This window comes from Nocardioides sp. P5_C9_2 (assembly GCF_054049555.1).
The window spans coordinates 1-9,399 of sequence record NZ_JBFUMD010000103.1; the positions used below are offsets into that span (position 1 = coordinate 1).

A 9,399-nucleotide genomic window follows, 5' to 3' on the forward strand; every position below is an offset into this window, starting at 1 on the left:
CCCACGGCCGCCGCTTCCGCGGCAGCCTCGGGCGTTTCATCCGGCTCCGCGACCGGGTCTGCCGGACCCCGTGGTGCGACGCACCGATCCGACACACCGACCACGTACGACGCCACGCCGACGACGGACCCACCAGCACGACGAACGCCCAGGGCCTGTGCGAGGCCTGCAACTACGCCAAGGACGCCCCCGGCTGGCGGGCCAGACCCGGCCCGGACGGGACCGTGAAGACCACCACCCCGACCGGCCACCACTTCTCCACCCGACCACCACCGATCGCCCGGATCCACGAACGGGACCTCCCGGCACTGACGATCGACTACGTCCTCGCCGGCTGACGGATCGCGAGCGATCCGCCTGGGTGGCCCGCCAGCGCCGAGCAACGTGTGGTCCAGACCCCCTTGCCCGTGCCGCGATGCCGCCGTGCAATGAGGGGATGACCGTGCCACTGCACGGGCGTCGGGAGGACGCTCCGTCGTACGCCGCGGAGCTCTCCGAGCTGTGCCGCGTCATCATCGTCGGCGCCGTCCCCCTCGGCATCCTGTGCACCGCAGGGTTGTCCCGGTTGGCGATGTTCGTGCTGCGGCTGACCTCCGACGACGCGCTCCACGGACGGCAGACCGACGACGGGTTCACCGTCGGCGAGGTCACCCTGTTCGGCGTCTACAACCTCGCCATGCTGGGCGTGGTCGTCGGTGTGATCGGCGGGGCGGCGTACGTCGCCGTCTCCCCGTGGCTGGTGGGCGGCCGGTGGCTGCGGTCCCTGACCGTGGGCGTGACCGCGGGTGTGGTGGTGGGAGCGGGGGTCCTGCAGCCCGACGGCGTCGACCTGACCCTGCTCGAGCCGACGTGGCTCGCGGTGGTGTCCTTCGTCGCCATCCCGTTCGTCTTCGGGTGCGCGGTCGTCCCGCTCGTCGACGCCGCCGCGCGCGGCCTCCCCCGCTGGGCGTCCTCCGGACCGCGTCGCTGGCTGGTCCCCGTCGCGCTGGTGGCGCCGTTCCCGGTCGCCTGGCCGGTGGTGGGGGTGGTGCTCGCGKTGGTGGCGGTGTTGCTTCCGGTCCGCCGCGCCCTGCTCGACCCCGTACGCCGCTCGGTGGTCGCGATGTGGACCATCCGGGCGGTGTACCTCGTCGTCCCGGTGCTGGGCGCCCGCGCGCTGCTCGATGACGTGGCCGCGCTGTACTAGCCAGCGCCGCCGCCGGCACCGCCTCGGGTGCGCAAGGTACTCAGGTGCGCAGGGGGTCAGCGGCGGGCGGCGATGTAGCAGGCGACCGCGGTGGCGGCGGCGACGTTGAGCGAGTCGATGCCCTCGCGCATCGGGATGATCGCGCGCCGGTCGGCCGACTGCTCCCAGCGCGGCGAGAGGCCGTGGCCCTCGGACCCCAGCACCAGGGCCAGCCGATCGACCCCGGCCACCGCCTCCTCGATCGGTGTGGAGTCCGGCGCGAGGGTGAGCGCGACGGTGGTGAAGCCGGCGGCGGACAGGTCCGGCAGGGCGTCGTACCAGTCCGGCACACGCGTCCAGGGCATGGTGAACACCGCGCCCATCGCCACCTTGATCGCGCGCCGGTACAGCGGGTCGGCGCACCGCGGCGAGAGCAGCACGGCGTCGAAGCCCAGGGCGGCGCCGCTGCGCAGGATGGCTCCGACGTTGGTGTGGTCGACGATGTCCTCGAGCACCAGCACCGACCGGGCGCCGGCCAGCACGTCGGCCACCGGGGCCAGCGGGCGTCGCTCCAGCGACGCGAGCGCGCCCCGGTGCACGTGGAAGCCGGTGACCTCCTCGGCCATCGCCTCGGAGAGCACGAAGCAGGGCGCGTCCGTCGTCGCCAGCACGTCGGCGAGCCCGTCGATCCACCGCGGTGCCATGAGCAGCGACCGCGGGACGAAGCCGGCCTCGACGGCACGGCGCACGACCTTCTCCCCCTCGGCGAGGAAGAGGCCGTGCTCGGCCTCGAGGTGCTTGCGGAGCTCGACGTCGCGCAGGTCGCGGTAGTCGGTCAGCCGCGGGTCCGCCGGGTCGGAGATCTCGATCAGGTCAGCCACGGCACGCATCCATGGTGCCCATCATCGGTGAGCGGCGTCCCGCCCGTAGTGCGCAGGGTGCGCCACGGCCACGACCTCGCCGACGACGATGATGGCCGGCGGCCGCACCCGGTGGGCCGTGAGCTCCTCGGCCAGCGTGCCGAGGGTGGCCAGCACGGTGCGCTCCTCGGGCATGGTGCCCTCGACGACGACGGCGACCGGGGTGTCGGCGGGACGCCCGCCGTCCATCAGGGCGTCCGCGATGTGCGGCGCGTTCTCGACCGCCATCATCAGCACGACGGTGCCGCGGAGCTGGGCGATCGCCGGCCACACGACCAGCGACTCGGGGTGACCGGGCGGCAGGTGGCCGGACACGACGGTGAACTCGTGGGTGACCCCACGGTGGGTGACCGGGATCTGCGCCACGCCGGGCACCGCCATCGACGAGGAGAGCCCGGGGATCACCGTCACCGGGACGCCGGCGGCCTCGCAGGCGATGACCTCCTCGTAGCCGCGCCCGAAGACGAAGTTGTCGCCGCCCTTGAAGCGGACCACCCGCTTGCCCGCGCGGGCCCGGTCCACGAGGAGCTCGTTGATGTGCTCCTGGAGGGCCGACCGACCGCGGGGCAGCTTGGCCACGTCGATCAGCTCCACGCCCGGGCCCAGCTCGTCCAGCAGCTCGCGGGGCGCCAGCCGGTCGGCGACGACCACGTCGGCCGAGGCCAGGGCGTGCCGGGCGGCGACCGTGACCAGCTCGGGGTCCCCCGGGCCCCCGCCGACCAGGACGACACCGGGCGAGCGGTCCAGGGCTCCCGACGCGGTCAGGTGGCCGTCGCGGAGCGCGGTGAGGATGTCGTTGCGCAGCATGGCCGACTGGTGCGGCTCGCGGTTGCCGAGGACGCCGATGGTGGCCGTGCCGTGCCGGCCCACCGCGGGCGTCCAGGCCGTCGCGGCCGTGGCKTCGTCGCTGCGGACGCAGAAGATGCGGCGCTCCTCGGCGGCCTCGGAGACCAGGGCGTTGGCGTCGGGGTCGTTGGTGGCCGCGATGACGTACCACGCGTCGTCGAGGTCGGCCGGCTCGAAGCGACGCAGCACGAGGGCGATCTCGCCGCCCATCCCCTCCAGGGCCGGGGTGACCACGGGCGAGACCACCGTGACCCGGGCGCCGGCGGCGATGAGCAGCGGGACCCGCCGCTGGGCCACGTGCCCCCCACCGACCACGACGACCCGGCGGTCGCGCAGGATCAGTCCCGAGAGGTACGGCGTGGGGTCGCTCATGGGAGCCATCCTCCCGCGCCCGGTCGTGGGCGGTCCGCGCGTCCACCCTTGAAACGCCGACCACCCCACTCCTAGGTTCGTTGTATGAGCCTCGAACGCCCCATCGCCCCCAACCCCTACGACTACCTCCCCACCGTCCCGTCGTTCACGGTCACCAGCACCGATGTCACCGACGGCCAGCCGCTCAAGGACGACCAGGTCGCCGAGCACGGCAACACCTCGCCGCAGCTGAGCTGGGAGGGCGCGCCCGCCGGCACGAAGAGCTTCGTCGTCACCTGCTTCGACCCCGACGCCCCCACCCCGAGCGGCTTCTGGCACTGGTCGCTCGTCGACCTCCCCGCGGACGTCACCTCCCTGGCCACCGGGGCCGCGGCCGGCGACCTGCCGGGCAAGGCGTTCCACGTCCGCAACGACGGCGGCGAGTCGGGCTTCACCGGCGCTGCTCCGCCCCAGGGCGACCACCCGCACCGCTACTTCTTCGTCGTCCACGCGGTCGGGGAGGAGACCCTCGGGGTCGACGCCGACGCCTCCAACGCGGTCGTGTCCTTCAACCTGGCGTTCAAGACCCTCGGGCGCGCGATCATCCACGGCACCTACCAGCACTGACCGTCGTCGGGCCCGACGTGTGAGAGGATCCCGGTCGCCGATCACGGGAGGCCGGGATGCTCTACGTCGCCATCGCGACGCGCGCGTTCCGCCGTTACTCGACGTACCGCGCGGCCACGCTGGCCGGGGTCTTCACCAACTCGGTCTTCGGCGTCATCTACTCCTTCGCCTACCTGGCGCTGTGGAAGGAGAACCCCACGGCCGGCGGGTACGACGCCACGGACGCGGTGACCTACGTCTGGCTCGGCCAGGCGCTGCTCATGACGATCGCCCTCTGGGGCGGTGGCACGACCGACGACCTGGCCGAGCGGATCCGCACCGGCGACGTGGCGATCGACCTCTACCGGCCGGTCGGCCTGGTCGGCTGGTACCTCGCCTCGGACCTGGGCCGCGCGGCGTACCACTTCCTCACCCGCGGCATCGGGCCCACCGTGATCGGGTTCGTGTTCTTCGACATCAGCCTGCCGGCGGGGCCCACCGCCGCGCTCGGCTTCGCCGTGTCGCTGGTGCTGGCGGTGGTGGTGAGCTTCACGATCCGCTTCCTCGTGGCCAGCACCGCCTTCTGGCTGCTCGACCAGTCGGGCGTCAAGGTGATGAGCGGCGCCTTCGCGATCTTCTTCAGCGGGATGATGCTGCCCCTGGTGCTGTTCCCCGGCTGGCTCGGCACGCTGGCCAACGCGCTCCCCTGGGCGGCCTACCTGCAGGTGCCGGCCGACATCTGGCTGGGCCAGCGCACCGGCGCCGACCTGCTCGCGGCGCTGGGGTTCCAGGTGTTCTGGATGGTGGTGCTGCTCGGCTGCTGCCACGCCGTGCTGCGTGCGGCGACGCGCAAGGTGGTGGTCCAGGGTGGCTGAGGTCTCCCCCGTCCCCGCCCTGGGGCACCTGCGCACCTACGGCCAGATCGCGTGGCTGTGGATCCGTGCCGCCTGGCAGTACCCCACCTCGTTCGTGCTGCTCGCGGTCGGCAACGGCCTCATCACCGGGCTGGACTTCGTCGGCCTGTGGATCATGTTCTCCCACCTCGACGAGCTGGCCGGCTTCACGCTCCCCGAGGTCGCGCTGCTGTACGGCGCCGGGTCGCTGGCGCTGGGCATCGCGGACACCGCCATCGGCTCCGTCGAGCGGATCGGCACCTACGTCCGCACCGGGCGCCTCGACCAGATGATGACCAAGCCGGTCCCCTTGCTGGTCCAGGTCTGCGCCGACCAGTTCACGCTGCGACGGCTGGGGCGGATCACCCAGGCCACCCTCGTGTTCGGCTGGGCCTGCACGTACGTCGAGTGGACGCCGCTGCGGGTGCTGGTCGCCGTGTCCATGGTGCTGAGCGGAGCGGCCATCTTCTTCGGCCTCTTCGTCGGCTTCTCCTGCATCCAGTTCTGGACGACCGACGCCACCGAGTTCGCCAACGCCTTCACCTACGGCGGCGCGACCGTGACGCAGTACCCGCTCAGCATCTTCAACCGCCAGGTGGTGGTCGCGCTGACCCTCGTCGTCCCGGTCGCGTTCGCGAACTGGTACCCCACGCTGTACCTGCTCGGCCGGGAGGACCCCTTCGGGATGCCGTCGTGGCTGCAGTTCGCCTCGCCGATCGCCGCGCTGGTGACCGTCGTGCTGGCCATGCTCGCCTGGCGCACCGGAGTGCGCCACTACACCTCCACCGGGAGCTGAGATGTCGTTGATCGACGTGCGGGACCTCGAGCGGACCTTCGTGGTGCGCCGCAAGGTCGACGGCGGACGCAGGCGCGTGCGCGACGAGGTGCGGGCGGTCCACGACCTGACCTTCGCCATCGAGCCCGGGGAGATGGTCGGCTACATCGGCCCGAACGGCGCCGGCAAGTCCACCACCATCAAGATGCTCACCGGCATCCTCGTCCCGACCAGCGGCCACCTCCGGGTGGCCGGTCTCGACCCCAGCCGGGACCGGGTCGCGCTGGCCCGCCGCATCGGTGTCGTCTTCGGCCAGCGCACCACCCTGTGGTGGGACCTGCCGCTGCGTGACTCCTTCGAGCTGCTGCAGAAGATGTACCGGATCCCGCCGGCGCGGTTCCGCGCCAACCTCGAGCGCTTCGTGGAGCTGCTCGACCTCCGTGACCAGCTCGACACCCCGGTTCGGCAGCTCAGCCTCGGCCAGCGGATGCGCGGCGACATCACGGCCGCGCTGCTGCACGACCCCGAGATCCTCTACCTCGACGAGCCGACCATCGGGCTCGACGTGGTGAGCAAGGGACGGCTGCGCGAGTTCCTGCGGGCGCTCAACGCCGAGCGCGGCACCACGCTGGTCCTCACCACTCACGACCTCCAGGACATCGAGGCGCTGTGCGACCGGGTGCTCGTCATCGACCACGGCACCGCGGTCTTCGACGGCCCGCTCGCCGCGCTGCAGGCCCAGGGCGGGTCGACCCGCACCCTCGTCGTGGACCTCGTCGACGAGGCGCCGCCGATCGAGGTGCCCGGAGCCGTCGTACGCCGGGTGGAGGGGCCGCGGCAGTGGCTGTCGTTCCCGGCCCGGGCCAGTGCCGCGCCGGTCGTCGCGGCGGTCGCGGCGTCGTACGACGTGGCCGACCTGTCGATCCAGGAGCCGGACATCGAGGACGTCATCCGGGAGCTCTACTCCCGCAGCGTGTAGAGGAGCGCCTCCACGAGGAGACCGTAGGATCTCGTCATGGAGCCGATCCTGCTGGTGTTGGTGCTCGTGGTGCTGGGAGGCATCGCCCTGGCGGCGTCGCGCCGGAGCAAGGAGCGTGAGCTGAGCCGGCGTGAGGATGAGATCGCACCGGTGCGGAAGCTGGCCTTCGAGGACGTCACCGCCCTCGGTGAGGACCTGCAGCAGCTGGACCTCGAGCTGAGCGGGCACGAGCTCGATGCCGGCGCCAGCTCCGACTACCAGCGGGCGCTCGACGCCTACGAGTCGGCCAAGGTCGCCGGCGACGCCCTCACCCGTCCGGACGACATCCGGCACGTCACCGAGATCGTCGAGGACGGCCGCTACGCCATCGCGTGCGTGCGCGCCCGGGTCGCGGGAGAGCCGTTGCCGATCCGCCGACCGCCCTGCTTCTTCGATCCCCGGCACGGGCTCTCGGTGGCCGACGTCCCCTTCGTCCCACCGGACGGTGTCGAGCGGGACGTGCCCGCCTGCGCCCTCGACGTGGAGCGCGTCCGCGCGGGCGCCGAACCGGACGTCCGCAAGGTGATGGTCGGGGCGCAGCGGGTCCCCTACTGGCAGGGCGGCCGTGCCTACGAGCCGTACGCCATGGGCTACTTCGGTGCCTTCGGTCCGATGACGTGGATGTTCATGGGCGGGATGATGTTCGGCGGCTTCGGGGACGGCACCGACCTCGGCGGCGACGGCGGGGACGGCGGGGACGGCGGCGGAGGAGACGGCGGCGGCTACGACGGTGGGGGCGGAGACGGCGGCGGCTACGACGGTGGGGGCGGAGACGGCGGCGGCTACGACGGTGGGGGCGGTGACGGCGGCGGGTTCGACGGCGGCGGATTCGACGGTGGCGGATTCGACATGGGCTTCTGAACGGCGGCACCGATGTCGACACCGCACGACGACCAGCCCGTCCCGGACCCTGCGATGACCGCCCACCAGGCCGCCTGGGCCAAGGCGGCCGAGGACGACCGGGCCAGGACCGCCGCACGGGCCGCCGCCCAGGCCGCCGGCGGCCTCCCGGACTGGCCCCGCATCGCGGCCGCCGTCGTGGTGGCCATCGCCGCGATCACGGTCTGGTTCGTCATGGCTCCCGAGGAGCCCCACGAGGCGACACGCTCCCCCGTCACAGCCACCGAGCGACTCCGCCTCCTGTCGGTCCAGCAGGAGGAGGCCGACGCCCGTCGCGACGCGCTCCTGCTCACCGGGCTCCTCGGCGGTGCCCTCGCGATGGCGACCAGCCGCCGACCCGCACGGCACTGACAGCGACCACGCCCGACGCCGGCGGCTACAGCTCCCGGACCAGCCAGTCGAGCATCGCGAGGGTGTGGCTGTTCCAGTAGGCGCGGGTGTGGCCACCGTCGCCGCCGACCCACGGATCGGGCGCGACCGGCGCGGCGTCGGCCAGTGCCAGCGCCCCGTCGCGGAAGGGGTCCCACTCCCCGCACCACAGGCCCCACGGGAGGTGCGCCAGCGCCCCCAGGTCGAGGAGCACCGGGTCGTCGGGAGCGAGGGCCGGGCTGAAGAGGGCCAGGGCCCCCGGCCAGTCCGGTTCGCGAGTGGCCAGCTCGAGGGCGCCGTACCCGCCGCGGGACCAGCCCCACAGTCCGCGCCGCTCGGCGTCGTACCCTCGCTCCGCCAGCCAGCGCGGGAGGTCGTCCCGCAGCATCCGCAGGGGATCGACGTCCCCGCTCGGGACCCAGCCCGCAGGTCCGTCGTCGGTGCCCGCCAGGACGAAGGGCGGTGTCCCGGCCTCGACGGCGGCCGTGACGAACCGACCGAGACCGAAGCCGCGCAGCTCCGCCGCAGAGGCGCTGGAGCCGTGCAGGAGCACCACGACCGGCAGCCCGGCGCCGTCCCCGAAACCTGCCGGAACCGCCGTGAACAGGTCCAGCTCCCCCATCGCCTGCGAGCTCACCCGCTCGAGGCGCACCGTCCCCTCGGCGGCGGCCGGGACGAAGGCCTCGGGCTCGATGCCGAGCCTGCCCTCGAGCCGCTCGGTGACGGCGGGAGGCGCGACGGCCCAGCCGAGCGCACCGAGCCCGACCAGCGAGCCCAGGGCCGCCAGCAGGCCACGGCGACCGACGGGACGTCGTACCCGTCCCGGCATCTCATCCGGACTGCGGTCGACCATGACCGAGTTCTACCGCACCCGGACGCGCCCCGTGCGGGAGAACCCGCTCAGCCGCCCCGGGACAGGCGGTCCAGCACTGCCCGCAGCGGCGGCCACTGGTCCCGCCCGCGGCGCGTGACGGCGTACGCGCGCAGCCACACGCGCGGATCGGCGAGCGGCACCACCGCGACCCCGGTGCGGGTGTGACGACCACGCGGCAGGAGCGCCAGGCCCAGCCCCTCGACGACAAGGTCCTCGACCAGCTCGAGCGAGTCGATCCGGTGCGCGATGCGGGGGGTGAATCCGGCCATCGACGCCAGGGTGCGCAGGACGTCCTCGTCGGCGGTGTGCCGAGAGTTCACGATCCAGTCCCGACCCGCGTACGCCGCGAGGCCCGCTCGTGGCTCGCGCGCCGGCACGCCGAGGCCCCACTCGACCTCCCACAGGGGGGTCACCTCGTAGTCGGCGCGCCACGAGGCCGGCGCGATGGTGTAGTCGTAGACCAGCGCCAGGTCGATGTCGTCCCTGGCCAGGAGCGCGAAGGCCTCCAGCGGCTCGTGCTCGTGCACCCGTACGTCGATGGACGGGTGACGGGTGGCCAGGTCCGCCATCGTGGGCAGCAGCGCGCGCCTGATCGCGGTCGCGAAGCCCGCCACCCGCACGACGCCCGCCGGCTCGACGGACGGGTCGCGGTCGAGCCGCGCGGCGTCGACGGCCGCCAGGA

11 protein-coding genes and 1 pseudogene are annotated in these 9,399 nt (G+C 73.2%); 8 read left to right on the forward strand and 4 right to left on the reverse strand.

What is annotated here, in order from left to right; translation table 11 throughout:
* Both ACXJKL_RS07440 and ACXJKL_RS07445 read left to right on the forward strand, forming a co-directional pair.
* Positions 1-338, forward strand: a pseudogene (locus tag ACXJKL_RS07440) (HNH endonuclease); the annotation flags it as partial.
* Between the two features lie 98 nt (positions 339-436).
* Positions 437-1,186 carry a hypothetical protein gene (locus ACXJKL_RS07445; protein ID WP_457206423.1) on the forward strand — a complete coding sequence of 250 codons (750 nt, stop codon included), beginning with the start codon at positions 437-439 and terminating at the stop codon, positions 1,184-1,186.
* Between the two features lie 56 nt (positions 1,187-1,242).
* Here ACXJKL_RS07445 and ACXJKL_RS07450 read toward each other — a convergent pair whose 3' ends face one another.
* Both ACXJKL_RS07450 and cobA read right to left on the reverse strand, forming a co-directional pair.
* Positions 1,243-2,046, reverse strand: coding sequence for a TrmH family RNA methyltransferase (locus ACXJKL_RS07450; protein ID WP_457206424.1), 804 nt, complete (start codon positions 2,044-2,046; stop codon positions 1,243-1,245).
* A 21-nt stretch (positions 2,047-2,067) separates the two neighbouring features.
* A complete protein-coding gene (cobA, locus tag ACXJKL_RS07455; RefSeq protein ID WP_457206425.1) occupies positions 2,068-3,303 on the reverse strand; it encodes a uroporphyrinogen-III C-methyltransferase in 1,236 nt (411 codons plus the stop codon).
* Positions 3,304-3,387: 84 nt separating this feature from the next.
* On the opposite strand from cobA, the gene ACXJKL_RS07460 reads away from it, so the two are divergent.
* The 6 genes from ACXJKL_RS07460 to ACXJKL_RS07485 are packed head-to-tail and all read left to right on the forward strand — an operon-like array spanning position 3,388 to position 7,825.
* On the forward strand, positions 3,388-3,909 hold the full coding sequence (locus ACXJKL_RS07460) for a YbhB/YbcL family Raf kinase inhibitor-like protein (protein WP_457206426.1): 522 nt from the start codon (positions 3,388-3,390) through the stop codon (positions 3,907-3,909).
* A 56-nt stretch (positions 3,910-3,965) separates the two neighbouring features.
* Positions 3,966-4,763: an ABC transporter permease gene (locus ACXJKL_RS07465; RefSeq protein WP_457206427.1), complete on the forward strand. Its 798-nt coding sequence runs from the start codon at positions 3,966-3,968 to the stop codon at positions 4,761-4,763.
* Entirely contained in the window at positions 4,756-5,577 is an 822-nt protein-coding gene (locus ACXJKL_RS07470; RefSeq protein ID WP_457206428.1) for an ABC transporter permease, read from the forward strand. Before ACXJKL_RS07465 ends, ACXJKL_RS07470 begins: the two co-directional genes overlap by 8 nt.
* A gap of 1 nt (position 5,578) precedes the next feature.
* Positions 5,579-6,535, forward strand: a complete 957-nt coding sequence (locus tag ACXJKL_RS07475; RefSeq protein WP_457206429.1) for an ABC transporter ATP-binding protein — start codon at positions 5,579-5,581, stop codon at positions 6,533-6,535.
* Between the two features lie 36 nt (positions 6,536-6,571).
* Positions 6,572-7,435, forward strand: coding sequence for a hypothetical protein (locus ACXJKL_RS07480; RefSeq protein WP_457206430.1), 864 nt, complete (start codon positions 6,572-6,574; stop codon positions 7,433-7,435).
* A 12-nt stretch (positions 7,436-7,447) separates the two neighbouring features.
* A complete protein-coding gene (locus ACXJKL_RS07485) occupies positions 7,448-7,825 on the forward strand; it encodes a hypothetical protein (protein WP_457206431.1) in 378 nt (125 codons plus the stop codon).
* A 25-nt stretch (positions 7,826-7,850) separates the two neighbouring features.
* Here the strand turns inward: ACXJKL_RS07485 and ACXJKL_RS07490 are convergent, their stop codons facing one another.
* Together ACXJKL_RS07490 and ACXJKL_RS07495 are read right to left on the reverse strand one after the other, a co-directional pair.
* Positions 7,851-8,696, reverse strand: coding sequence for an alpha/beta hydrolase (locus ACXJKL_RS07490; protein ID WP_457206432.1), 846 nt, complete (start codon positions 8,694-8,696; stop codon positions 7,851-7,853).
* A gap of 47 nt (positions 8,697-8,743) precedes the next feature.
* The coding region (locus ACXJKL_RS07495) for a LysR substrate-binding domain-containing protein (RefSeq protein ID WP_457206433.1) at positions 8,744-9,399 on the reverse strand (656 nt) is incomplete at its 5' end.